Source organism: Gemella sp. 27098_8_92 (assembly GCF_041433685.1).
In the GTDB taxonomy this organism is placed as follows: domain Bacteria; phylum Bacillota; class Bacilli; order Staphylococcales; family Gemellaceae; genus Gemella.
On record NZ_JAPWBZ010000001.1, the window covers coordinates 34,210 to 59,569 of the forward strand.

Below are 25,360 nucleotides of genomic sequence, written 5' to 3' on the forward strand. Positions count from 1 at the left end.
TTTTATCCTTTCTATTCTCCAATCACTGTTGTTAAAGTACCTATACCTTCGACGGTAATTTTTATTTCGTCTCCTTCTTTTAAGAATCTAGGTGGATTTTGTGCAGCACCAACTCCTGCTGGTGTTCCTGTTGCAATAATATCCCCTGCTTCTAAAGGAACAATTTTACTAATTTCTGCTAATACATCATCCACTCTAAATAACATTTCTGATGTCATTGCATTTTGTTTAATTTCACCATTAAGTTTTGTAACAATTCCCATTGATTCTGGTGAACTAACCTCATCTTTTGTAACTAAATATGGTCCTACAACTGCAGATTTTTCTAGTGATTTCCCTAGGAAAAATTGTCCATGTTTATATTGTAAATCTGTTGCTGTAATATCATTCATAATAGTATATCCAAAAATATAATCAAGAACTAGAGGTTTTAATATGTTTTTCCCTGATTTAGCTATAACAACAGCTAGTTCTGCCCCGTAATCTAAACTATCCGTAATATCTTTATGAGATGGAACCATCTCGTTATTGCCTGCTAATGCTGTTGTAGCTTTTGTGAAGATAAGAACATCCTTTGGAGTTTTAGCAAGTTCATCTCCAAGCTCATTAACGTGAGCTTCATAGTTATGTCCTACACATAAAATATTTTTAGGTGTTCTCGTAATAGGAGAGCGCCAAATTATTTTATCAAATGGTACTTTATAGTCATTAGCCTTTCCACTTTCTTCTACAACTTTTAGTACTTTTCTTACTTTTTCAATAAAAGAAACACCATAAACTTCAATCGCTTCTCTTAATGTCTGAGGAATCACATTTTCATTATCAAAATCTTCTAATACTTTTATTAAATTCCAAGCACTTTCTTCGCGCTTTACTTTTACTCCGTACAATTCTTTATCATTATAACTAAAAGATAAAAATTTCATAGTTGCCTCCTTGACGCATTTATTATCATTTATGTTATTATACCATATTTTTAACGATAATTCTATAGAATATTTCAAAAAAATAAAGTTATCCGTATATTTCTTTAGGAAAATTAAGATAACTTTATTAAGTAATTAGACTTTCATTACAATTCCCTTTTTAATTTTTTAGCTATATTTTTGGGTATACCTAACTCTACTAACTTCTCCTCCGGAGCATTCTTTATTTCCTCAATAGATGAAAATGACTTGAGAAGTATTTGTTTTCTAGCTTTTCCTATCCCCGAAATATTGTCTAAGCTAGAGGCGAACATATTCTTTGTTTTTGTAGCACGATGATATGTTATTGCAAATCTATGAACTTCATCCTGTACTTGCTTGAAGAATAGGTATTCTGCTGATTTTTTGGGAAACTCAATAATTTCATAATCGTCTGTAATTATATATTCTGTAATATGTTTATCATTCTTAACAAGCCCGATTATCTTTATATCATATAATTTTAATTTATCATGTACTATTTCTATTGCGGCATTTAGATGACTCTTCCCCCCATCTATAATAAGTAATTCTGTATTAGTTTTTCTATCTTTATAATTCCTATATAGAACTTCTTTCATAGTACCAACATCATTAATTCCTTGGGTTTCCTTAACTTTAAATTTTCGATACTTATAGGGATTTTTTTTACCATTTGTAAAATTAACTTTAACAGATACCGCATCTACCCCCATTATATTCGAATTATCAAAAGCATCTATACTATTAATAGAAGTTACACCTAATTTTTCTGCGATATTATTAAGTGTAACTTGAAGTTTTCTTTCTTTTAATTCTTCTGTTTCAAGATTATTATTTAGAAAATACTTCGCATTTTCTACAACTGTGTTTAAAATTTTACGATGAGTGCCTCTTTTTGGAATAATTGTTTTAACATCAATAACTTCACTTAATAAATTAATATTTTTTATATCAATATATATCTCTTTAGGCACTTTATTAATGGCATAATACTGCATCAAGTATGAATATACTATTTGCTCTGGTTGGTCATAAAGTGAAAAATATTCTACCTTTCGTTCAATTATATTACCGAGTCTAGAAATAAATATTTGTATACAGATATAATCTGAATTATAACAAAAGCCTATATAATCTCTATCAATTTTACTGCTATCTGATACAACTTGACTTTGCACTGATACCTCAATTGATTTTATGTAATTATGAATTTGTGCAGCTGATTCAAATTCCAAATTATTTATATGATTTTTCATTTTTTTAGATAAGTCTTCTAAGATTTTTTTAGTATCTCCATTTAAAAATTCTCGAATTTTGACAATTTGTTTTTTATATTCTTCCTGCGATATTTTTTTCGCACATGGCCCTATACATTCTCCTATCTGATAATACATACATGGACGCTTTTCAATAGGATTACATCGGCGTAAAGGATAGATTTTATCAAGTATTTGCTTTACCTGTGATGCAGATTTACTATCAACATACGGTCCAAAGTAAATATTTTTATTATTTTTTTTATATTTTCTTGTTAAAATTAGTCGTGGATGCTCCTCTTTTGTAATCATCAAATACGGATAACTCTTATCATCTTTCAATCTTATATTATAATAAGGTCTATATTTTTTAATTAGATTATTTTCGAGGATTAAAGCTTCTTTTTCTGAATTTACTATGATATACTCTAAATCTTCTATTTTAGAAACCAGTATCTGAGTCTTTTTATTATGGGTACCTGTAAAGTAGCTCTTCACTCTATTTTTTAGATTTTTAGCTTTCCCTACATAGATAATCTCTCCAATATTATCCTTATATAAATAACACCCTGGATTACTAGGTAAAGATTCTAATTTTTTTTTTAATGTCATGTTCATATAATCACCATATAAAAGAGAGTGATGAGAAAATTGTGATTTCCATTCATCACTCATTAATACTAATTATTATTTCTTTCTGATCTATTTCTACCTGTATTATTGTTTGTGTTACCAACATTACTTCCATTACTGTCACTAGGATTTGATGGATTCAATCTATTTCTTCCTTTAGATACAACTATCTCTAATGATTCCTCACTAGGAATAATACTAGTTCCACTTCTAATACTTTGAGAAATAACAGTTCCTTCTTCTTGATCAGAGTATTCTTCTTTATAAGATACATTTCTAAAACCATACGAAGAAACTAAGCCTTCGACTGTTCTTCTGTCTTCTCCAATTAGATTAGGCATTGTTATTTTTTTCTTACCTGTAGAAACTTTAATAATTAATTCTCTATCTTTTGGAACTATTTCTGTACCTGCTGTAATATTTTGAGAAACAACTTTACCTGCATCATACTTATCGCTCTCAACTTTTTCTACTGTTATATTTTTAAAACCAAGTTTTGCTGCATTTCGTTTTGCTGTATCTTCATCCAACCCAATATAATTTGGCATATCAACTGTTTTCTTTCCAGAAGAAACACGTAAATCTACTTTAGATCCTTTTCTTATTTTTTTACCTGCTTTAGGATCTGTTTCTATTACCGTATTTTCCTTAACATCGTCACTTGCGACTTCAGTAATATCCCCCACTTCTAATCCTGCTTTTACAATCGACACTTTAGCTTCTTCAACTGTTTTATTTTTTACATCGGGCACAGATACACTATCTGCTCCTATAATATAATTATACGCAAAGAACGAACCAACAACTATCGCTATTATAGCTAAAATTGCTAAAATAATATGTTTCGCTCTAGAAGTCTTTTCTTCCTCTTTTTTATCTGGATAATTATTTTTATAGCTACCCTTATTTTTATTATATCTATCCTGTGTATGTTTTTCATTATCATTATAGTCATCGTAAAACTCTTGGTTTTGATAACTAGTATTTGCATAACTAGATTCGATATCACGTACATCAACATACTGAGTTTGGTTGTAATTTTGCGTGTTAGAATATTTAGTATCTGAAATCTTAAATCCAGTATATTTATTTTCATACAATCGTTCTGGATTTAAAACTGTACTTAAGTCAACTGCTAATTCTTTAGAACTAATGTAACGTTCATTTGGATTTTTCATAGTTGCTTTTAATACAATATTTTTTACACTTTGAGGCACATTCTCTCTATATCTATCAATATCAGGTAATTCTTCTTGTAAATGTTTTAATGCAATAGCAACTGCAGACTCTCCTTTAAATGGAATCTGTCCAGTAATCATTTCAAAAATTAGAATACCTAAAGAATAAATATCACTCTGTGCTGTTGCAACATTCCCACGTGCCTGTTCTGGAGATAAATAATAAACAGTTCCTAACATTTGATTAGTTTGTGTCAGAGTAGTATCTCCATAGGCTCTTGCAATACCAAAATCTGTAATTTTACAAGTTAAATCATTATTCATTAAAATATTTTGAGGTTTTATATCTCTATGAATAATACCATTTTGATGAGCATGACTAAGCCCATCAGCAATTTGTTTTGCAATATGAACAATAGTTTCAACAGGCATTTTAGGATTTTTTGCCATATAGTCTTTTAATGTCATACCTTCGACATATTCTAATATAAGATAATAAAAATCCCCTTCGTTTTCTACATCATAAATTGAAACAATGTTAGGGTGTGAAAGACTAGTAACAGCCTTAGCCTCTCTGTTAAATCTTTTTACCGCATCAACATCATTAGCATCTATTTTAAATGTCTTTATAGCTACTTTACGATCTAATATCGTATCATACCCTAACCATACTGTTGCCATCCCACCAGTCCCGAGATGATCTAGTATTTTGTATCTATTACATATTATATTATTTATCACTATTTTCACCCCTTAAATTTTTTAATATCGCTACAGATATGTTATCTATACCGCCACGCTCAACGCTAAGATTTATTAATTTTTCAACAGCTATAGATAATTCTTCTTGGCGAATTATTTCTTTAATTTCTTCTTCATCTAACATGTTAGTTAAACCGTCTGAACAAATTAAAAAGTAATCATATTTTGATAAGTCATCTATGAAAGTATGCAAATCTATTCTTTCCCTAGTAGCAAGTGCTTGTGTAAGAACATGCTTTTCTGGATGAGTTTTTGCTTCTTCTTCTGTGATTACACCAGCATGAATCAAAGCACCTACAAATGAATCTTCAATAGTAACAACGCTCATTTCATTATCACTAGTAATTCCATATGCTCTACTATCTCCGATATTATAGACCACTACTTGATCATCAAAAGTTGCTACTGCAACAATCGTTGTACCCATTTTTTTATTTTTAGATTTTGATTTTTCGAATAATTCTTTATTCAATTTTTCAATTTTGTCATACAACCAATTTTTCATATTATTAAAATTAGCAAATGTTAGGTCTTGCCAATCTCTTTCTAAAGTAGAAACTATATAATTACTTGAATATGCTGCATTGCTGTGACTTCCAACACCATCACAAATTATAGCAAGTGCCTCACCTTGTTTATTTTTAACAACACTTACTGCATCTTCATTTTTTAATTTTCTACCTTTATTACTATTATACGAATATACTAGTGGCATCTGGAATTCCTCCTTTTACCTCGTCTTTACGTTCTTTCGCTCTAAGCTGTCCACAAGCTGCATCTATATCATCTCCTTGTGTTCTTCTTATAGTTACGTTTACTCTATTTTTTTTCAGTACTTTTTCAAATGCGAAAATATCATTTTTACTCGTTCTTACATAATTACGTTCTGGAACATAGTTTATAGGAATTAGGTTTACATGGCAATTTAAATCTTTTATAATTTCAGATAGTTTTTCCGCATGTTCTCGTTGATCGTTTACTTTACCCATAAGGCCATATTCAAATGTAATACGGCGATTTGTAGTTTTTTGATAGTATTTTAATGATTCCATAAGCTTGTCAATATTATAAGCACGGTTAACAGGCATTATTTTACTACGTAACTCATTTGTTGGTGCATGCAGTGAAACTGCAAAATTAATCTGAATTTTTTCATTTGCAAAATCATAAATTTTAGGAACTATTCCTGATGTAGAAACTGTGATATGGCGAGCACCAATATTAAAACTCTCATCACTATTTACAATTTTTATAAAGTCCATCATTTCATCATAATTCTCAAAAGGTTCTCCAATTCCCATAATTACTATACTAGAAATTCTTTCTCCTCTTTTATCAAGTTCTTGTTGAACTTTCAGAACTTGTGATACTATTTCACCCGCTTCTAAATTACGCTTTAATCCGCCTAGTGTTGAAGCGCAAAAAGTGCATCCAATTCTACAACCTACTTGAGTTGTAACACATAACGAATTTCCGTATTTGTTTTTCATAAGAACACTTTCAATAGTATACTTATCTTGCAGTTCAAATAAAAACTTCATCGTACCATCTATTGATTCTTGCTTTATAATCGTATTAAGGGTTGTTATCTCAAACTCTTCTGCCAGTTTTTCTTGTAAAGATTTTGGAACATTCTTCATTTCTGTAAAACTGGTAATACGTTTTTTATATAACCAATCATAAATTTGTTTTGCTCTGAATTTTTTCTCACCTATGCTAACTAAATACTCTTCTAGTTGATCTAGGCGTATAGAGTATATAGACATCTTTTCGAAATCTTTTAACCATCTAGACTTTTTATAGCCTTTAAAATCTGTAATTAACATTTTTCCTCCATTTTTCTTAATTTAGCGATGAAAAATCCATCGCATTCATAATCATCTGGTAATATTTCTATCGTACCATTATCTTGAACTTTCACTTTACTATTATTTAAAGTTATTTTCTCTAGTCTAAAATCTTTATTTTCATTTAAGAACCGTTCTATATTTTCCATATTTTCTCTCTTATCGATTGTGCATGTAGAGTAGACAAGAACCCCACCTACTTTTACGTAGCCTTTACTATTTTCTAAAATCTTATATTGTAAAGCTGCTATGCTTTCTATGTATTTATCAGTAATTTTATACTTAATTTCAGGTTTATTTTTGATAACACCTATACCAGAACACGGAACATCACAAATAACAATATCAAAATTATTTAAAAAATCGATATTACATTTTGTTGCATCCTGCTCATACGTTTTAATATTATCTATTTCTAGTTTCTTTATATTTTCTTGGATTAGTTTCAATTTATGTATATATTTATCACATGAAATTAAACTTGAATTAAAATACTTACTTGCAATATGTAGACTTTTTCCACCTGGAGCAGCGCATGTATCTAATATGTTATATTTAGTACTAACATTCTCTCCTATAGCACAAGCAACAAGAGAACTAGCCTCATCTTGAATAATATAATATCCTTCTTTGAAATATTTATTATTTATGTCTAATTTATTTAATAATAAGCTATCCTCACATATATCACTAGATAAAGCATTAGAACCTAATTTTTCTAATAAACTCTCTTTTGATATTTTTAAAGGATTATAACGAATACTGTTCTTACTCTTAGAATTAAACGATCTTACAATACTCTGTGCTTTTTCTTTCCCATATTGCCGCTTCAAAATACTGTATAACTCTTCTGGGCAACTATTCTCTATATAAAACTTTTCTTCCTTATTTTTATACTTTAATGCTAAATCATTTAAATTACGCTCAATGTTACGCAAAATACCATTAACAAAATTCCCTGTTATATTCCCTAATATTTTTTTTGATAGTTTCACCGCTTCATCTATTATTGCAAAACTAGGAGTTTTATCCATATATAAAAGTTGATAAATAGCTATTATTATGATTATTTTAACCTTAGGCTTAACCCTACCTTTTGAATAATTTTTTAATATATGTTCCAAGTACATTTTATTTTTGATAGTACCGTATACTACCTCGCTAATAAAACGTTTATCCTGTTCTTCAAGTTTATATTTATTAAAATACTTATTTAACGTAATATTGCTATAGGCATCTTCTTGAAATATATCATAAAGAATTTCATATGAAATCTTTCTTGTATTTATATTACTCATTAATTCCACCTAAAATTGTTCCAACATAATCTTTTTTATTTGATAAAAAATTAACAACTGGCATACGTTTTTTCCCTGATATTTGCAATTCTTTAACTTTAAGTACAGTATTTTCTCCGCAAAGAATGTAAATATGTTTTTTATCTTGTTTTATTATAGTTCCTACTTTTTCTGCAGAGTAGTTTTCTTCTAATTCAACTACTTCACTACTCCAAATTTTAAGTATATCTTCATCTAGATATGTAAATGCTCCTGGAGTTGGATCTAACGCACGAACTTGATTAAATATCTCTCTTGCCGATTTATTCCAATCTATCTTCTCATCTTCTCTAAGAATATTACGAGCAAATGTTGCTAATGAATCATCTTGTTTTTCTGGAGCAATATTTCCTGTAAATATATTCGGTAAAGTTTCTTTTAATAAATCCCTTCCTGCAATTGAAAGTTTATCATGTAGACTTTCATAATTATCGCTATCTAATATATCTACTTCTACTTTAGATATCATATCTCCAGCATCTAATTTTTTTACCATATACATAATCGTAATCCCTGTTTTTCCATGGTCTTCCAAAATTGAATATTGAATCGGAGCTCCTCCTCTTAGTTTTGGAAGTAGTGAACCATGAACATTTATACATTTATATTTAGGTATTTCTAATATACTTTCTGGTACTAGTTGACCATATGCCGCAGTAATAATAATGTCTGGATTTAGTTCTTTCAATTCAGCTAAAACATTTTCATCATTCGAAATTTTTTCGGGCTGTAATACTTTTATACCTTTTTCTTCAGCAATAACCTTAACTGGTGGTGCAGTTAAAACTTTTTTTCTTCCTACTTTTTTATCAGGTTGAGTTATTACTAAATCTACTCCGTATTTTTCTATTAACATTTCTAATACAGGAACAGCGAACTTGGGAGTTCCCATAAATACTATTTTTTTCTTATCCATTTGTTTCTCCTATAAACAGTATAATCAATTAATTATACCATATTTTAAGCTATTCTTCTAATAATGAAGTATTAAAAGCATTTATGTATACTAATTATTTCCTTCTAAATCTAACAATATTTTTTTATTTTCAATTCCTGCTGCAAATCCTACTAAAGATTTATTTTTCGCTACAACTCTATGACATGGTATAAATATTAATAGCGGATTGTGAGCAATTGCATTTCCCACTGCTTGAGCTGACATATTATCCAAATCTTTTATTTTAACTATCTCATCTGCAATATCTTTATATGTTGTAGTTTTTCCATACGGTATTTTTCTTAATATCTCCCATACTAATATCCTGAAATTAGTTCCTTCAAATTTTATATCAACATTATCAATATCTGGATTTTCCTTATTAAAATATTTTTTCAACCAGTCTTCGCTGTTTTTGAATATCATTAAATCCTTATTTTCTTTCCAGTCATTTAATTTATTTGGAAAATATTTCTGATTTTCTAAATAACAGCCTGTTAAATATACTCCATCAGAAACTAAATAAAGTTTTCCAATTGGACTATGATAAATTTTATAATACATATATCTTCCTTTCAATCAAAAAATGATGTTTTATGAAACTTATTTCAACAAACATCACTTCTTATAATTAATTTTCTTCTTTATATATTTTTATTAATAAAAATACTACCCCAATACAAATATAACAATCTGCTAAATTAAATATTGGAAAATCATAACTAAAAATTCTAAAATCTAAAAAATCTACCACTTCATGACGGATTAGCCTATCAATAAAATTACCAATAGCACCTCCCGTAATAAGTGAAAAAGTTAAGATATCAAATTTAGTTAATATGTTTTTTCGATTATACACATAGTAAAGAAGTATTGCTAAAAATAGTACTGTTACCGCTAAAAAAAATATTCTGCTATCTTGTAAAATTCCCCAAGCAGCGCCTCTATTTCTATGAGAAGTAATACTAAAAAAATTAGATATAATCTCTGAACTTTGGCCTAAAGTCATTTTTTCTACAATATAGTACTTACTTCCTTGATCAAATAAAATAAAAGCAAGCGCGAATATAAAAATATATAGCATAATTTCACTTCTCCTTATTATAATTAAATTAATAATTTTTCTAATTCAGGGTCAATAATTTTATCACCTCTTGCAGGTAATTTATATCGACCCAAGTGAATTAATTGATGATGTATACGTCCCCAACTTTCCATAGGAAATATTGACATGAGTTTTTTCTCAACTTGAAGAGGATTGTCTTTTTTGTCTGCTAATCCAAACATCTTCGCTACACGCTCTACATGTGTATCAACAGCTATAGCTGGTACATTAAATCCAACAGCAAGTACAACATTTGCCGTTTTTCTCCCAACTCCAGGAAGGGTCTCTAATTCTTCTCTAGTTTTTGGAATATCATAGTTATATACATCTCTTAACATATTAGCCATACCAACAATATTTTTTGATTTAGCTTTATATAGCCCGAGTGTTCGTATGTGTTTTTCTATATCTTCTACTCTAGCATCTGCATAATCATCTATTGTTTTATAGTGCTTAAATAAACTAACTGTAGCTCTATTTACATATTCGTCTTTACATTGCGCAGATAAAAGAACTGCTATAATTAGTTCTAAATTATTAGAAAAATTTAGTTCGCAATCTACATTTGGAAAAACTTTATCGAGATATTCCATAATCTGTTGTGCTTTTATCTTTTTTTCTTTATTTGTTAAACCAGTCATAACCTAACTTACTACCTCCTTGATCTTCATCATCAATTTGAGATACCTTATTATTTAAAATTCCATTAACATAGCTTATATTCCTAGAAATACTTAGAGCCTCATCTATATCTTTTTTTGTATATTTCTTATCAAACCATGATGTAACTATATCTAATTCCTTTGATGTTAACACTTTTGTTGTTACTCTTTCCACTAATTTCAAAAGTTCTCTTAACGTATAGTACTTATCATCTTTAGTAAAAATAAGAAACTCTATTTTATTATCATTAGCTAATCTGATAACTTTTTTATTTAATAAATTATTTATTTGTTCAAAAATATCTTGTTCAGATAGATTTAACGCTACTGCAAAAGAATTAACAGAAAATAGCTTTTTTCCCTGCTCTGTTAAATAACTTATCTGAAGAAGGAACATAGCTTCTTCTTCAGATAAGTTAAAATTCTTATAATTCATTAAAAAATCAGCATCAACTAACAAACCGTTTGTATTGATATTGATCATAGCTAAATACTCCTATGGTGTCAGCCTGTTTAATAAGCGAGGGAAAGGTACTGTTTCGCGAACGTGACCATTTCCAGTAATCCAAGCTACCGTTCTTTCAAGACCTAAACCAAATCCTGCATGTTCTACAGAACCATATTTACGTAAATCTAAATACCATCCATATGCATCAAGATTAAGGTCATGTTTTTTAATATTTTCTAATAGTTTATCATAATCATCTATACGTTGAGAACCACCAATAATTTCACCATATCCTTCCGGTGCAATAAGGTCTGCACATAATACTACACCTGGTTCTTCTGGATCTTCTATCATATAAAATGGTTTTATATCTAGTGGCCAGTGAGTAATAAATACTGGTTTATTATAGCTATTAGCAATAAATGTTTCATGAGGTGAACCGAAATCATCTCCATACTCTATATCATCAAAACCATTATCTTTTAATAATTTTATAGCATCTTTATATCTTATACGTGGGAATTCTCCACGAGCATTGTTAAGAGCCTCTAAATCACGTCCTAAAATTTTAAGTTGTTCTTGACATTTTTCAAGTACTTCTGTTAATAAGTAATTTACATATGCTTCTTGTAGAGCTAAACTTTCTGCATGATTACAGAATGCCATTTCTGCTTCAATCATCCAAAATTCAATTAAATGGCGACGAGTTTTAGATTTTTCGGCTCTAAATGTAGGCCCAAATGAAAAGACTTTTCCAAACGCCATTGCAGTCGCTTCAAGATACAGTTGACCTGATTGAGAAAGATAGGCTTCCTCATCAAAATATTTAGTATTAAAAAGTTCTGTTGTTCCTTCTGGTGCTGAAGAAGTAAGGATAGGTGGATCTGTTTTAATAAAACCTTCCTTCTCAAAGAAATCATATGTTGCTTTTATAATTTGATTTCTTATTGTTAAAATAGCGTGTTGTTTTTTAGATCGAATCCAAATATGACGATTATCCGCTAAAAACTCTACTCCATGCTCTTTTGGAGTTATTGGATAATCAATAGCTTCTGAAATGACCTCAAAACTTTCGATTTCCAACTCAATTCCTGATAATTCACGATCATTTTCTTTAACTAATCCAGTCACTTTTAAAGATGTCTCTTGTGGTAAATGACGTAATTGTTGATACTTTTCTTCTCCAAGACTCTCTTTTAAGGCAATAGCTTGAACAAATCCTGCTCCATAACGTAATTGGAAAAAGGCAATTTTTCCACTACTTCTTTTGTTAGCAATCCAAGCTCCAAGAGTCACTTTTTCTCCTAATTTCTCTTTTAAGTTACTGATATTCAACTTAGAATACCTCCTCCATTGTTAATATTTTTTAAATTACAATTTCTTCTAAATTATTTTGATTAAAAGAAATTTTTACAAATTTTAATATTATTAGTTATATACAAACTACACAAATTATACCACAAAAATAAAGAATTTTAAATGGTCCTGTTTTAAGTTTTTGATTAATATTCTAAATCTTTAAGAATAACAATAGTATCAAAAAGATTCTTCAGATAATACTTATAATTTAAAATATCTCTAGTGGCATAACACCTACATATTACTTTATTATTTTTAATAACATCCGTATATAATTGGGCAAAACTATCTTTTAATGAAAAATTAATATATTTAACATACGTTTTTCTCTCTCTCTTACTAAAGTAGAGATTTTTATACTTAGTACTCTCAAAAATATAAAGTACCGATCCCGAAAATTTTGAAGACATTAATTCTTTTTCGTCTTTAATATAAATCAAAGATACTTTGTTTGGCATATCTAAATATTGATAGTCGTGTCTATTAATAGTATTTATAAGAGTTTTAACTTTTTTGTCATCTATTACCAATAATACTAGTGTAGATTCTTGGTAGAGAATATCAAATGTATAACTATTTTTCTTATTTAATAAAGCATTCGTTAATTGTTTACAAAAATCACGTGTAATTGGAAGATATCTTTTAATATTTTTTAAACTATCTTGAAGAACTGCTATATCTTGTAAAATATACTCTAAGCTTTCATTATATAAAACTAAACTTTCTGAAATATACATTTCGTGTAAAAACTTAATAAGACTATCTAAATTTTCTTTAATTACTTTCAGCTTTTTATCACTTGGATTTTGAGAAATAGCAATATTTAACTCAGTTATTACTGATTTATACCGATACTCTTTTATATTGTTTGAATCTAATTCATTTCCCAGTATTTTTTTATTTTCAAAAATTAGTGTATAATTAGAAAATTCATCATTGTTAAGTATATATTCTAAATTATCATAATTAACGATAACATTAGACGCTCCTTTTGCTAACTGTTTTTTTTCATTAAAATAATAAGAATTAGAAGATAATTCCAAAGCTTCTCTACATTCTTCTAAATATAGTCTTTCCAGGTAAAGCAAATTTAACTCTGATAAATCTCCATTAGTAGTTTCTAATATCCATATATACAATTTCACAAGTAACTTATATAGATTTAAATCATTTTTTTTAGAAAGTAAAGAAAAAATATCTAAGGATACATAATCACTCTTTTTCTTTAGAACTGTATAATCGATTACATTAAACTTGCTGATATAATCATTAACATCAATTGAAGAAAACAATATTTTACACTTAGTTTCGTTTTCTTTATTTACTAATCCAAGTTTTTTAAATTTAACCCCATCATAAACTATATAGTTTGCATTGTTATTGATAATATCTGAAGTTAAAGTGTTATTCCTATAATATTCAAAAAATAAAGCTATATTGCTATCTATTTTTTTTAACAATTTACAAATTTTATTATAGTTTTCTTTCTGAATCAATGGTATTTTTAAAGCTATTGTTTCTAATAATTTAGCGGTAGCTTTTACATCAATAACTGCATTGTGATAATTATCGCTAGAATAAATGTTAAGAGAAGCGGCTAAATCTGATAATCTATAGCTTGATTGTGTTGGTAAAAATAATCTAGCTAATTCTACAGTATCCAAAGACATTGAAGGAGAATATTCAATACCTATATCTTGAAAATGTTTTTTTAGTATTAAATAATCTGATTGTAGTCCGTGACATACTAAAATACCATCTTTTATATATTCATATAATACTTTTGAAACTTTTCTAAAACTAGGTTTATCCCTTAATATTTCATTTGTTATTCCTGTTAAATCAGTTACAAAACTAGTTATATCACTTTGAATAGGTTTTATGTAATAATTTATACTATTAATAACTCTAAAATTAAAATCTATCTTTTTTGCAGCAAACTGAATAATCTCCTTTTCTTCAGTAAGCTCTATATCTACAATACAAAAGTATTTTCCTTTCAATTCTCTCACCACACTCTCTTGCTAATTATTTATTATCACTTTATTTTTAAAAGAAAATCTATAATTTCTTCTTTTCTATTATTCAGCTTGTTTAAAAGTATATTTTTTTCTATTTGACTAATTATATCTTTAATCCATGGTCCTGGTTTTAAATTAATTGTATCTATAATCTCTTTTGAAGTTATTTCAACATCATAAAAAGAATGTATTTTCAATCTAATATTAACTATATATTCTGTTGTATAATATTTAAATAATTCTGAAACAAATTGAACATCTTCTTTTTCATGTTTATACAAAATAAGTTCTAAAGGCGTATTACTATCTAAAGCATCTTTTATATTTTCATATTTTTTAATTTTTTTTATTTCAATATTTGATAATTTCAGTTTTTTCAGCTCAACTGAATCAATATTATTAAAATAAGATAAATAATATAAACTCTGAGTAAAAGTATAAGGAGATAAATCTTGATAAGTTTTTATATATTTTAAAAAAGGTATGTACTTATGTATTTCACTTGAAATCAATTTTTCTAAAGAATTTTTACATCCCACACCAGCTAATAACTTTTTAAATTCACTTACTATTCTCTCTACTGATACAAATTCAATTAACTTTGCATTTTTTTTAATAGCAAAAAAAGTACTTTCTTCTATTTCAAAATTTAGTTTCGATGAAAACCGAAATGCGCGCAACATACGAAGCGCATCTTCATAGAATCTCTCACTTGGGTTATTTACCGTTCTAATTACTCCATTCTTCAAATCAGTTACACCATTGTGAAAATCATATATTCCCCCTCTAGAATCCATTGCCATAGCATTTATGGTGAAATCTCTTCTATCTAAATCTTCTTTTAGATTTCTCACAAATTCTACTTTATCCGGCGCACGATGATTACTATAATCAGATTCAGTCCTGAACGTAGTAATTTCATAAGCTTCTCCTTTGAATATTACTGTAACAGTCCCATGTTGCAAGCCTGTATCAATAGTTTTCCCAAATATTTCTTTTACCTGTTCGGGTAATGCATTGGTAGTTACATCTATATCTGAAAAGTCTACATCCAGTAAATAATCTCTAACACATCCACCTACGAAATATGCTTCATAGCCATTTTTTTCAATTATTTTTAAAATATCTATAGCTTTACCAAATTTTTGTTCAAATATATTTTGCATACTATCCTTTCTTAATTTAAAAAGGCTGGAGAAAATCCCCCAGCCTTATCATTTTAAAATTTATTTAGATAAGTTATATGTATCGCGAGCGATCATAACTTCTTCATCAGTCGGAATAACAAATGCTTTTACTTTAGAATTTTCTGTAGAAATTTCTGCAACTTTGCCTCGAACGTTGTTTTTCTCTTTATCTACTTCTACTCCTAAGAATGTTAGACCTTCTAATACTTCTTCACGTACCCACGTTGCATTTTCTCCAACACCTGCTGTGAATACAATGGCATCTACTCCATTCATTGCTGCTGCATAAGCTCCGATATATTCTTTAATTCTATTAATATAAACCTCAACAGCTTCTGCTGCGTATGGATTTGTATCTCTTACATCTTCTATATCACGTAAATCGGATGATAAAGCTGAAATACCTTTAAGTCCTGATTCAAAGTTGAAAATACGAACGATTTCTTCTAAAGATAATCCCGTTTTTTTAGCAATATATGGTATAGTTGCTGGATCAATATCCCCTGTTCTAGTTCCCATTACAAGCCCTGAAAGAGGTGTGAATCCCATTGATGTATCAAATGATTTTCCATATTTAACAGCACATATTGAAGCTCCATTACCGATATGGCATGAGATAGTTTTAAGTTCTTTAGGGTCTTTTCCTAATAATTCCGCCACCTTCTCACTAACGTATCTGTGGCTTGTTCCGTGTGCACCATATTTACGAACACCGTATTTTTCGTAAAATTCACGAGGAACTGCATACATATATGTTGCTTTTGGCATACTTTGGTGGAATGCTGTATCAAATGTTAATACGTTAGGTACTCCTGGTAGTTCTTTTTGGAATGAACGTGCTCCTTTTATATTAGCTGGATTATGTAATGGCGCTAAATCCTCTATAGAATCAACTTTTGCCAATTCTTCATCTGTAACTAATACTGATGAATCATAAAATTCCCCACCATGAACTACACGATGTCCAACTCCTTCAATTTCTTTAACATCATTAACTATTCCTAGTTTAGTTAATTTTTCAAGTAACATTTCTATTGCTACATCATGATTAGGAATATCTAGTGTTTCTTTAATTTTTTCACCATTGTATTCAATAGTAAACATACTATTTTCAATTCCTATTCTTTCAACTAATCCTTTAGTAATAACCTTTTCTTCAGGCATTTCGAATAATTGAAATTTTAATGATGAACTTCCTGAATTAATAGCAAGTATCTTTGTCATAAGTATATATCTCCTCTTACTTTTTTACATTATATTTATTATTATCTCATTAATTACATACAATTACAAGACTTTTTATTAAATTAAACAATAAAAAATCAATAACTGGAATACGTTTACTTTATTCTAGTTATTGATTTTTAAAATATTACTCTCTTTATAGTATTTATAAAAATTCTTAACTTATTTTATCCTATTGATCCTTCCATTTCAAATGAAATTAATCTGTTTAATTCAACAGCATATTCCATTGGAAGTTCTTTTGTAAATGGTTCAATGAATCCCATAACAATCATTTCAGTAGCTTGTCCTTCATCAAGTCCTCTACTCATTAAATAAAATAGTTGCTCTTCAGAAACTTTAGACACTTTGGCTTCGTGTTCTAGTGAAACATTAGAGTTCTTAATTATATTATACGGTATCGTATCAGAGGTTGAATATTCATCCAAAATTAATGTATCACATTCTATATTAGAACGAGAGCCCTCAGAATCTTTTCCAAAGTGAATCCATCCGCGATAGTTGACTTTACCACCACGACGTGACATAGATTTTGAAACAACTGTCGAAGATGTACGTGGGGCTAAATGAATCATTTTTGAACCTGCATCAAGAACTTGTCCTTCACTTGCCATTGCAATAGACAATGTACTTCCGCTTGCGCCCTCACCTACTAATACACATGCTGGATATTTCATAGTGAGTTTAGAACCTAGGTTTCCATCAACCCACTCCATTGTTCCATTTTTTTCAACAATTGCACGTTTTGTAACTAAATTATAAACATTAGTTGACCAGTTTTGAATAGTTGTATATCTAAAGCGAGCATTTTCTTTAATAAAAATTTCTACTACAGCAGCATGTAGTGAACTTGCAGAATATGTAGGAGCTGTACATCCTTCTACATAATGAAGAGAAGAATTTTCTTCTATGATAATTAATGTACGCTCAAATTGTCCCATTTTTTCACTATTAATCCTGAAATATGCTTGAAGAGGTGCTTCTATCGATACATTTTTAGGGCAATAGATAAATGAACCACCTGACCAAACTGCAGAATTTAGAGCTGCAAATTTGTTGTCATTAAAATCAACCGCTTTTGAAAAATATTGTTTAAAAATTTCTTCATGATTTTTAAGTGCTGTATCTGTATCTTCAAAAATAATACCCTGTTCTTCAAATTGCTTATGCATATTATGATAAACAACTTCAGATTCATATTGAGCAGATACTCCTGCCAAGTATTTTTGTTCAGCTTCTGGAATACCAAGTTTTTCAAAAGTATTTTTGATTTCTTCTGGAACTTCATCCCAAGAACGCTCTGTCTTTTCTGAGGGTTTTACATAATATGTCAAATCTTCAAAATCTATTTCTGATAAGTCTCCACCCCAAGTTGGCATCGGCATTCTATAAAATTCTTTTAAAGCGTTAAGACGAAATTCTAACATCCATTGTGGTTCTTGTTTTCTTTTAGAAATAGTTTCTACTATCTCTTTTGTAAGTCCCTTTTCTGTTTTGAATATCGAAACATCTCTATCGTGAAATCCATACTGATACTCGGTAAACATTTCTTCATTTTTATTCAATCCTATCACTCCTTTTTCTATTTTTTATTATCTTCTAATATTTTTTCTGTAATCTTCCATGCTAACGTAGCACACTTTACCCTAGCTGGAAGTTGCGATATATTTTGCAGAGCAATACTATCTTCTAGATTTTCTTCATTGAATTCAGTTCCCATAATCATATTTAGAAAATCATGAATTTTTTCATTTGCTTTTTGCACTGATAAACCTTTTAATTCTTCTGTCAACATAGAAGCGGAAGCTAATGATATTGAGCATCCTGTGCCTGTAAATTTAATATCTGTAATGATATTATTTTCTATTTTCATACTCACAGTAATTTTATCGCCACAAGAAGGATTTAACATTTCTAGTTTATAACTGTCACTTAATTCCCCATTATTACGCGGATGTTTACTATGATCCATTATTACTTGTTTATATAAATCCTTTAAATTACTAAAACTCATTTTCAAAAAACTCCTTTGTTTCTTTTAGAGTTTGAATAAAGAAATCAACTTCTTCACGTGTATTATAGAAATATAAACTAGCACGTGCAACTGAATACACTTCTAATTTTCCTAGTAAAGGCTGAGTGCATTGATGTCCTGCACGAATACAAATTCCTTTCTCATCTAAAAAACTTGTAAGATCGTGGGGATGAACACCTGATAAATTAAAGGATACTAGTGACACTCTATCTTTTACATTTTTTGGACCATAAATTTCTATATTCTCAATTTTAGATAATTCAGAATACATATATTCTGTTAACTCTTTTGTATATTCTTCAATATTATCTAAACCTACAGCTTCTAGATATTTAATTGTGGCACTTAAACCTGCAGCTTGCGCTAAAAGAGGCGTACCTGCTTCAAATTTATCAGGAAGCTGAGCCCAAGTAGCTGAAGTTTCATCAACAATGCCTATCATTCCCCCACCAAACTCTACAGGATTGAATTTTTTTAGTAAAGATTTTTTACCATAAAGAACTCCAATTCCCGTAGGCCCACACATTTTATGAGCACTAAAAGCAAGAAAATCACAATTCATTTCAGATACATCAATCTTCAAGTGTGGTACTGATTGGGCAGCGTCTACTACAAAATAAATATTTTTATCTTTCAGTAAATCTCCAATTTTATATACTGGATTAATAGTGCCTAGTACATTTGATGCATGGCAAATCGAAACTACTTTTGTTTTTTCAGTAATATATTCTTCTAACTGTTTTAAGTTAATTTTCCCTTCTTTATCAAACTTTAAATATTTTAAAGTCAAATTTTTACGAAGAGCCAATTGTTGCCAAGGAATAATATTTGCATGATGTTCCATATATGTTAATATAACTTCATCGCCTTCATTTATATCTTGTTCTAACATACGTACAATAAAATTTATACTTTCTGTGGTCCCACTTGTATAAATTATCTCTTCATAACTCTGAGCATTTATAAAGTTTTTAACTAACTCTTTAGATTCTTCATATATTTTTTCAGATTCATCTCCTAAAGTATAGACAGAACGATGGATATTCGAATTATAGTTTTTATAATAATCACTAATTGCATCAATTACTTGGATAGGTTTTTGTGTCGTAGCACTGTTATCCAAAAATACTAAATTGTTATTACGAATTTTTCTCTTCAATATAGGAAAATCTTCCCTATAACTAGATAAATTTTTCATTTTATTCACTCTCGTTATTATTGATTTTTTGATCTATTAATACAGTAACCAAGTCTTTAATCTTATCGACTGTTAATTCAGCAATAACAGGCGATAAAAAACCATGTACTAGTAATCTACTAGATTCTTTTCTTGTTAAACCTCGACTTTGTAAATAGTATAATTGTTCTTCATCAATACGCCCTAATGATGCTCCATGACCGGCCATAACGTCATTTTCATCAATTAATAACATTGGATTAGCATCGGCTTTCGCATCAGATGATAAAGTTAACATTCTAGAACTTTGATATGCATTAGAGCCAGTTGCTCCTTTTACAATAAAACCTACACCATTGAAAACAATATGTGATTTATCTAAAAGCACACCGTGTTGAAGAATATCGCCTTTAGAACTTAAACCTTGGTTAACTACCTCACTATTGAAGTAAGTTTTTTGCTCTTTTACACCTAATGTCACAATTTTAAGATTAGCTTCTGAACCATCCCCTAAAATGTTCGTAGTGTTATCATGATAAACATCAGCTTCATCCATTGCAGCCACATTCCAATTAATTAAAGAATTTTTAAATGTTAATCCTCGTCGTAAAATAGTGCCACGTTTTTCTCTAGGTTGATTTGTAATAGAACTGTAGTTTATTTTAGCTCCTTCATGTGTTACAACTTCTGCTACAAAGCTAAACGGTGCTTTATCCTCTTTTGTAGTATTAATATAATTTTCAATAAAATTGAATGTTGAATTTTCTCCTACATTAATTGTAACATGATTAAATAAACTTTGTTCTTTGTCAGAAATCACAATATATTGAAGTGGTTCTTCAATAACAATATTTTCCTTTACATCAATAAATAATCCCGCGTTCAATAATGTATAATGAACAGCTGTTACTTTGTTTTCAGCATAATCTACCACACTCATAAAGCTATCTTTTATACGATCATCATTCATTGCAGAAAAAATATCTTTAATAATTACTTTATCTCTATATTTTTCTGGAATACTAACATGAACTACTGTATTGTTTTTTTGAACTATTGCAAAATCATCTTGTTCAAGACCATAATTAGAAATATCAAGTGTATTCATCTCTTCTAGACGTAATGTAGAAAAATCTATATTAAATAAATTCCAGTTATCTAAATTCATAGACTCTAATTTAGGAAATGGTAATGTATAACTTCTGTATAACGCTAATTTTCTAGTGTTTAAAAACCAAGTTGGTTCTTCTGTATTAGAAAAAATATTTTGCAAAGTTTTTATACTAAGTTTTAATTTGTTATTTTCCATATTACTTGACCTCTTCTTTTAACCAATCATATCCTTCTTTTTCTAAGCGAAGTGCAAGCTCAGGTCCACCTGTTTTTACAATTTTGCCATCCATTAGTACATGAACAAAATCCGGTTCAATATAATCTAATAATCGTTGATAGTGAGTAATAATTAGACAACCAAAATCTTCTCCACGCATTTTATTAACACCTTTAGAAACTATTTTCAAAGCATCAATATCTAATCCAGAATCAATTTCATCTAAAATTGCAAATTTTGGTTCTATCATCATCATTTGTAAGATCTCATTACGTTTTTTCTCTCCACCAGAAAAACCATCATTAACATAACGTTGAGACATTTTTAAATCCATTTCTAAAAATTCCATTGTTTGATCTAATTTTTTAATATATTTCATCAATGGCATATTTTCATCACGTTGTGCATTAATAGCTGATTTAATAAATTCAGAGGTTGGTACTCCCGGCACTTCTGATGGGTACTGCATTGCTAAGAAAAGACCTGCGCGTGCTCTTTCATCAACTTCCATCTCAAGAACTTCTTCCCCATCTAGTAAAATACTTCCACCATCTACTTCATACTTAGGGTGCCCCATTATTGCAGATGCTAACGTTGATTTTCCAGCTCCATTCGGTCCCATAACCGCGTGGATTTCTCCGGATTTAATTTCTAAGTTTAATCCTTTTAGTATATTCTTTTCATTTATTGATACTTGTAAATCTCTAATATCAAGAACTGACATATTTATTCCTCCATATTCTATAAAGTTTAGTTAACAGATAAAATTTTTAATTAAAATTTTAAATTGTTACTCTATATTAACATGTTTTATTATAATCTTTTTTGTATTAATTATCAAATTATTGGTTTAGTTCAATTGTATCCTTTTTCAAATAGAAATTCACAACTAAATAGACTCTTTTTTTTAATATAACGCATTATATTTTACATGAATTTACTACTTAAAACTCTTGTTATTTAGAAAACTCCCACATCGCTATTATTTCTGTTTTTAATTCATCATATGACCACACCTTTAGTGTACGATTATAGCTATTAGGATCATTTATTATATAATTTCCACTGTTATTTTTACCAACTATTAAAATGATATGTCCAACAGTAGTAAATTTTCCAGGATGAACAGATGCAATTATCGGATTACCTCTATCAATAGCCTCATTAATTGACGCTTTTGATAATGATAGTTTTATTGATTTTAAATTATACTTGTCTGCTATAAAATCAAAGAAACTCCATTTTGTGCCTAATGATGTAAAGTATCCGTTTGTATTTTCTATTTCTGAAATTTGTTTTGGTGTAATAGTTTCATCTTTTAACATACCGCTTAATGCCATAGCAACTACTGTGGGTCCACATCCTCCTATAGCAACATTAGTTCCGCCCAAAGCATCATATGCCCAACGTCTATCCCATTGTACATAATATGGATATTTTCTTTTCAGTTCAACAGTTTCTCCATATTCAAAAGGAGTCCCCTGCTGACCATTTAAATATCCTAATATATATTCTTTGGTATCTTTGTTATTAGCATATAATTTTTTTTCGGCATCAGGCAATTGGTCTCTTTGTAAATATATAAGTTGCCCCAATAAGTTATAATGCGTATTTTCAAAAAGATTTTGATTAACCTCTTCATTTTTTACAATAAATGGCGTTGGGTGTTGTGGTCCTCTTATTCCGTCTCTCACTTTTATTTTTTCCATATCTTTTTTGACTAAACTTTCATTTGTCTCAGCATTATTATCATACTGAAAAAAGTTTTTATAATTATGATAAAAAAATAAAATAATCGATAATAAAACTATTCCACAAATTATACTAATAATAATATTGTCTTTCTTCATACATATGTTACCTTTCTATTTCGATCTTAAAACTAAAACTATGCCTACACTAATAACAACAATATAACCTATAAAACTCTGAAGATCAGGTATTTCTCCTAAAACAATAAATCCTAAAATACCTGAAAATACAACTTGTGAATAATCAAAAGCTGCTATATTTTTTGCTGCCGCATATCTATAAGCAAAAGTAATTCCGTACTGTCCAATAGATGCACTTGCACCAGCTAAAATCAACATTGAGAACTGATAAAGTGTCATTGCATGATAATCAAAAATTAAATATGGTAATAACATTAATGTTGATGTTAATGAAAAAAAGAATATAATAAATTCTCCAGAGATGTTATGTGTTCCTAAGTATCTTACACAAGTATATGCCATACCAGCAAAAAGAGCCCCAACTAATGCAGCTAGTGCCCCTGTGCTTATTAGGCCACTTCCACTAGGTTTTATAACCAACATTACTCCCAAAAAAGCTACTATTACCGCTCCTATCTGAAAACTCGTCATTTTTTCTTTAAAAAATATATAAGATAAGATTAGAATTACAAAAGGAGATAACTTTTGAATTATTGAAGAATCCGCTAAGCTTATATGGGTAATTGCATAGAAATTCAAGACTAAACCTATAGTTCCAAACATAGAGCGTCCTACTAAAACAGCCCATTCTTCTTTGCACTTTGGCGTAGTTATATTAAAACGATGTTTAAATAACGGAATTGCAGATATAATAGCTGCTATAATATTTCTGAATATTCCCTTCTGCATAGAGGGTAAATCTCCTGAAAGTTTTACAAATAAAGACATAAGTGAAAATCCAAACCCTGCCATTATAATGCAAAAAATTCCCATTAAAATATTATTTTGTTTTTTCATGAATAAACCCTAATAAAGCACAAAGCTGCTCCATAGTCCTTTCTACATTTTTTGCTGCATTCTCTTTTATCATTGCTTTTTCTAGTGTACAAATACCCCTTTGTATAGAAAATGATGCATCAATAATAGTTTTTTCTTCATCGCTTAGTAAATCTATTTCATCATCTCTAATACTTCCAGCTAAAAAAATTACTTTTTTATTATATTTTTTTGCAATTTTTGCAAGTTCAATAGGTGCTTTTCCCATAAAACTTTGTCTGTCTAACTTACCTTCACCTGTAATAAGAATATCAACTTCCGATATTTTCTTTTCTAGATTAAGATAATCTATCATAAAATTAGAACCCTTTTTTAGGTTAGAATTAGTAAACATGAGAAAAGCATATCCTAACCCTCCCGCAGCACCACTTCCTGCTATATGAGACAAGTCTTTAGAATATTTTTCCTTAATTATATTTGAAAAATTCTTCACATAATTATCTACAATTTCAAATTCATTATCTTTTAATCCTTTTTGTTTAGAATAAACATAGGTAGCTCCCTTTTTACCATGTAAGGGATTAGTGACATCACATATTATGGTGAAGCTAGCTTCTTTCAATTCATTATTAATATCCTCTTCAACGCTTACTATTCTCTTCAAATCACTGATTCCGTGTTTACAGCGTTTTCCTTTTTCATCAGTAAATTTATAACCAAGTTCGGTTAACATTCCTATTCCGCAGTCATTAGTTGCTGATCCACCTAATCCTATTATATAATGCTTTATCCCTTGTTTTAATAAATATTTTATAAGTTTTCCTAATCCAGCAGTCGTTGTTTTATATGGATCTTTTTCTTCGTCAGTTAAATGTTTTAATCCTATTATTTCTGCTACTTCTATTACTGCTTCTTTTCTGTAATTGTTAATTAAATACTCCGCTCTTATTTCTTTTCCTAAAGCATTAACTGTGATAAAACTTTCTTTAGTAAAGTCTTTAAATAGTGCTAAAAAGCCATCTCCACCATCTGCTATAACTTGGCTACTAACATTAACACTAGGTATAATCTCGCAAATCTTTTTAGTAACAATCTCCCTGAGTTCTTCAGAAGAAAGAGATCCTTTAAACTCATTAATAGCAACTAAAATGTCCATTTTAAACACCTCTTTTTCATGTTAATTATG

At 29.1% G+C, this 25,360-nt stretch carries 23 protein-coding genes; all 23 read right to left on the reverse strand.

What is annotated here, in order from left to right:
- Positions 1–11: 11 nt before the first annotated feature.
- Positions 12–926 carry a fumarylacetoacetate hydrolase family protein gene (locus tag O3802_RS00165; protein ID WP_371457784.1) on the reverse strand — a complete coding sequence of 305 codons (915 nt, stop codon included), beginning with the start codon at positions 924–926 and terminating at the stop codon, positions 12–14.
- 146 nt (positions 927–1,072) lie between these two features.
- Complete coding sequence (uvrC, locus tag O3802_RS00170) at positions 1,073–2,878, reverse strand: excinuclease ABC subunit UvrC (protein WP_371457785.1); 1,806 nt, start codon at positions 2,876–2,878, stop codon at positions 1,073–1,075.
- 5 nt (positions 2,879–2,883) lie between these two features.
- Positions 2,884–4,755, reverse strand: a complete 1,872-nt coding sequence (pknB, locus tag O3802_RS00175; RefSeq protein WP_371457786.1) for a Stk1 family PASTA domain-containing Ser/Thr kinase — start codon at positions 4,753–4,755, stop codon at positions 2,884–2,886.
- Positions 4,745–5,491: a protein phosphatase 2C domain-containing protein gene (locus O3802_RS00180; protein WP_371457787.1), complete on the reverse strand. Its 747-nt coding sequence runs from the start codon at positions 5,489–5,491 to the stop codon at positions 4,745–4,747. The genes pknB and O3802_RS00180 overlap by 11 nt, the downstream gene beginning before the upstream one ends.
- Positions 5,469–6,602 carry a dual-specificity RNA methyltransferase RlmN gene (rlmN, locus tag O3802_RS00185; protein ID WP_371457788.1) on the reverse strand — a complete coding sequence of 378 codons (1,134 nt, stop codon included), beginning with the start codon at positions 6,600–6,602 and terminating at the stop codon, positions 5,469–5,471. Before rlmN ends, O3802_RS00180 begins: the two co-directional genes overlap by 23 nt.
- Positions 6,596–7,921 carry a 16S rRNA (cytosine(967)-C(5))-methyltransferase RsmB gene (rsmB, locus tag O3802_RS00190; protein ID WP_371457789.1) on the reverse strand — a complete coding sequence of 442 codons (1,326 nt, stop codon included), beginning with the start codon at positions 7,919–7,921 and terminating at the stop codon, positions 6,596–6,598. Before rsmB ends, rlmN begins: the two co-directional genes overlap by 7 nt.
- Positions 7,914–8,876 (reverse strand): methionyl-tRNA formyltransferase, encoded by a 963-nt coding sequence (gene fmt / locus O3802_RS00195; protein ID WP_371457790.1) that lies wholly within the window; start codon positions 8,874–8,876, stop codon positions 7,914–7,916. Before fmt ends, rsmB begins: the two co-directional genes overlap by 8 nt.
- Positions 8,877–8,966: 90 nt before the next feature.
- Entirely contained in the window at positions 8,967–9,461 is a 495-nt protein-coding gene (locus O3802_RS00200) for a methylated-DNA--[protein]-cysteine S-methyltransferase (RefSeq protein WP_371457791.1), read from the reverse strand.
- A 67-nt stretch (positions 9,462–9,528) separates the two neighbouring features.
- Positions 9,529–9,981, reverse strand: coding sequence for a signal peptidase II (gene lspA, locus O3802_RS00205; protein WP_371457792.1), 453 nt, complete (start codon positions 9,979–9,981; stop codon positions 9,529–9,531).
- Between the two features lie 23 nt (positions 9,982–10,004).
- Positions 10,005–10,643: an endonuclease III gene (gene nth, locus O3802_RS00210; protein WP_371457793.1), complete on the reverse strand. Its 639-nt coding sequence runs from the start codon at positions 10,641–10,643 to the stop codon at positions 10,005–10,007.
- The gene (locus tag O3802_RS00215) at positions 10,624–11,148 is read right to left on the reverse strand and encodes a DnaD domain-containing protein (RefSeq protein WP_004631949.1); all 525 of its coding nucleotides are present in this window, start codon (positions 11,146–11,148) and stop codon (positions 10,624–10,626) included. The genes nth and O3802_RS00215 overlap by 20 nt, the downstream gene beginning before the upstream one ends.
- Positions 11,149–11,160: 12 nt before the next feature.
- Positions 11,161–12,447, reverse strand: a complete 1,287-nt coding sequence (gene asnS / locus O3802_RS00220) for an asparagine--tRNA ligase (protein WP_004631948.1) — start codon at positions 12,445–12,447, stop codon at positions 11,161–11,163.
- 167 nt (positions 12,448–12,614) lie between these two features.
- The gene (locus O3802_RS00225) at positions 12,615–14,483 is read right to left on the reverse strand and encodes an exonuclease domain-containing protein (RefSeq protein ID WP_371457794.1); all 1,869 of its coding nucleotides are present in this window, start codon (positions 14,481–14,483) and stop codon (positions 12,615–12,617) included.
- A 26-nt stretch (positions 14,484–14,509) separates the two neighbouring features.
- Positions 14,510–15,658, reverse strand: coding sequence for a CCA tRNA nucleotidyltransferase (locus O3802_RS00230; protein ID WP_371457795.1), 1,149 nt, complete (start codon positions 15,656–15,658; stop codon positions 14,510–14,512).
- A 60-nt stretch (positions 15,659–15,718) separates the two neighbouring features.
- A complete protein-coding gene (locus tag O3802_RS00235; RefSeq protein WP_004631942.1) occupies positions 15,719–16,903 on the reverse strand; it encodes an acetate/propionate family kinase in 1,185 nt (394 codons plus the stop codon).
- A 188-nt stretch (positions 16,904–17,091) separates the two neighbouring features.
- Complete coding sequence (gene sufB, locus O3802_RS00240; RefSeq protein WP_040461518.1) at positions 17,092–18,471, reverse strand: Fe-S cluster assembly protein SufB; 1,380 nt, start codon at positions 18,469–18,471, stop codon at positions 17,092–17,094.
- A 35-nt stretch (positions 18,472–18,506) separates the two neighbouring features.
- Positions 18,507–18,938: a Fe-S cluster assembly sulfur transfer protein SufU gene (gene sufU / locus O3802_RS00245; protein WP_371457796.1), complete on the reverse strand. Its 432-nt coding sequence runs from the start codon at positions 18,936–18,938 to the stop codon at positions 18,507–18,509.
- Positions 18,928–20,157: an aminotransferase class V-fold PLP-dependent enzyme gene (locus tag O3802_RS00250; RefSeq protein WP_371457797.1), complete on the reverse strand. Its 1,230-nt coding sequence runs from the start codon at positions 20,155–20,157 to the stop codon at positions 18,928–18,930. Before O3802_RS00250 ends, sufU begins: the two co-directional genes overlap by 11 nt.
- A gap of 1 nt (position 20,158) precedes the next feature.
- Positions 20,159–21,445: a Fe-S cluster assembly protein SufD gene (gene sufD / locus O3802_RS00255; protein WP_371457798.1), complete on the reverse strand. Its 1,287-nt coding sequence runs from the start codon at positions 21,443–21,445 to the stop codon at positions 20,159–20,161.
- A 1-nt stretch (position 21,446) separates the two neighbouring features.
- Positions 21,447–22,190 (reverse strand): Fe-S cluster assembly ATPase SufC, encoded by a 744-nt coding sequence (gene sufC, locus O3802_RS00260; RefSeq protein ID WP_004631932.1) that lies wholly within the window; start codon positions 22,188–22,190, stop codon positions 21,447–21,449.
- A gap of 232 nt (positions 22,191–22,422) precedes the next feature.
- Positions 22,423–23,316, reverse strand: coding sequence for a C39 family peptidase (locus O3802_RS00265; protein ID WP_371457799.1), 894 nt, complete (start codon positions 23,314–23,316; stop codon positions 22,423–22,425).
- A 15-nt stretch (positions 23,317–23,331) separates the two neighbouring features.
- Complete coding sequence (locus tag O3802_RS00270; RefSeq protein WP_371457800.1) at positions 23,332–24,195, reverse strand: DMT family transporter; 864 nt, start codon at positions 24,193–24,195, stop codon at positions 23,332–23,334.
- Positions 24,179–25,330 (reverse strand): glycerate kinase family protein, encoded by a 1,152-nt coding sequence (locus O3802_RS00275; protein ID WP_371457801.1) that lies wholly within the window; start codon positions 25,328–25,330, stop codon positions 24,179–24,181. The genes O3802_RS00270 and O3802_RS00275 overlap by 17 nt, the downstream gene beginning before the upstream one ends.
- Positions 25,331–25,360: the final 30 nt, after the last annotated feature.

Excerpts from the sequence above, each read along its gene's own strand:
- O3802_RS00265 (WP_371457799.1), bottom strand. The coding sequence starts at position 23,316 with ATGAAGAAAGACAATATTATTATTAGTATAATTTGTGGAATAGTTTTA.
- O3802_RS00235 (WP_004631942.1), bottom strand. The coding sequence starts at position 16,903 with ATGACAAAGATACTTGCTATTAATTCAGGAAGTTCATCATTAAAATTT.
- O3802_RS00275 (WP_371457801.1), bottom strand. The coding sequence starts at position 25,330 with ATGGACATTTTAGTTGCTATTAATGAGTTTAAAGGATCTCTTTCTTCT.
- O3802_RS00215 (WP_004631949.1), bottom strand. The coding sequence starts at position 11,148 with ATGATCAATATCAATACAAACGGTTTGTTAGTTGATGCTGATTTTTTA.
- uvrC (WP_371457785.1), bottom strand. The coding sequence starts at position 2,878 with ATGAGTGATGAATGGAAATCACAATTTTCTCATCACTCTCTTTTATAT.
- O3802_RS00165 (WP_371457784.1), bottom strand. The coding sequence starts at position 926 with ATGAAATTTTTATCTTTTAGTTATAATGATAAAGAATTGTACGGAGTA.
- sufU (WP_371457796.1), bottom strand. The coding sequence starts at position 18,938 with ATGAGTTTTAGTAATTTAAAGGATTTATATAAACAAGTAATAATGGAT.
- sufD (WP_371457798.1), bottom strand. The coding sequence starts at position 21,445 with ATGGAAAATAACAAATTAAAACTTAGTATAAAAACTTTGCAAAATATT.
- rsmB (WP_371457789.1), bottom strand. The coding sequence starts at position 7,921 with ATGAGTAATATAAATACAAGAAAGATTTCATATGAAATTCTTTATGAT.
- nth (WP_371457793.1), bottom strand. The coding sequence starts at position 10,643 with ATGACTGGTTTAACAAATAAAGAAAAAAAGATAAAAGCACAACAGATT.
- O3802_RS00270 (WP_371457800.1), bottom strand. The coding sequence starts at position 24,195 with ATGAAAAAACAAAATAATATTTTAATGGGAATTTTTTGCATTATAATG.
- lspA (WP_371457792.1), bottom strand. The coding sequence starts at position 9,981 with ATGCTATATATTTTTATATTCGCGCTTGCTTTTATTTTATTTGATCAA.
- O3802_RS00200 (WP_371457791.1), bottom strand. The coding sequence starts at position 9,461 with ATGTATTATAAAATTTATCATAGTCCAATTGGAAAACTTTATTTAGTT.
- sufB (WP_040461518.1), bottom strand. The coding sequence starts at position 18,471 with ATGTTTACCGAGTATCAGTATGGATTTCACGATAGAGATGTTTCGATA.
- O3802_RS00250 (WP_371457797.1), bottom strand. The coding sequence starts at position 20,157 with ATGAAAAATTTATCTAGTTATAGGGAAGATTTTCCTATATTGAAGAGA.
- sufC (WP_004631932.1), bottom strand. The coding sequence starts at position 22,190 with ATGTCAGTTCTTGATATTAGAGATTTACAAGTATCAATAAATGAAAAG.
- fmt (WP_371457790.1), bottom strand. The coding sequence starts at position 8,876 with ATGGATAAGAAAAAAATAGTATTTATGGGAACTCCCAAGTTCGCTGTT.
- O3802_RS00180 (WP_371457787.1), bottom strand. The coding sequence starts at position 5,491 with ATGCCACTAGTATATTCGTATAATAGTAATAAAGGTAGAAAATTAAAA.
- rlmN (WP_371457788.1), bottom strand. The coding sequence starts at position 6,602 with ATGTTAATTACAGATTTTAAAGGCTATAAAAAGTCTAGATGGTTAAAA.
- O3802_RS00230 (WP_371457795.1), bottom strand. The coding sequence starts at position 15,658 with ATGCAAAATATATTTGAACAAAAATTTGGTAAAGCTATAGATATTTTA.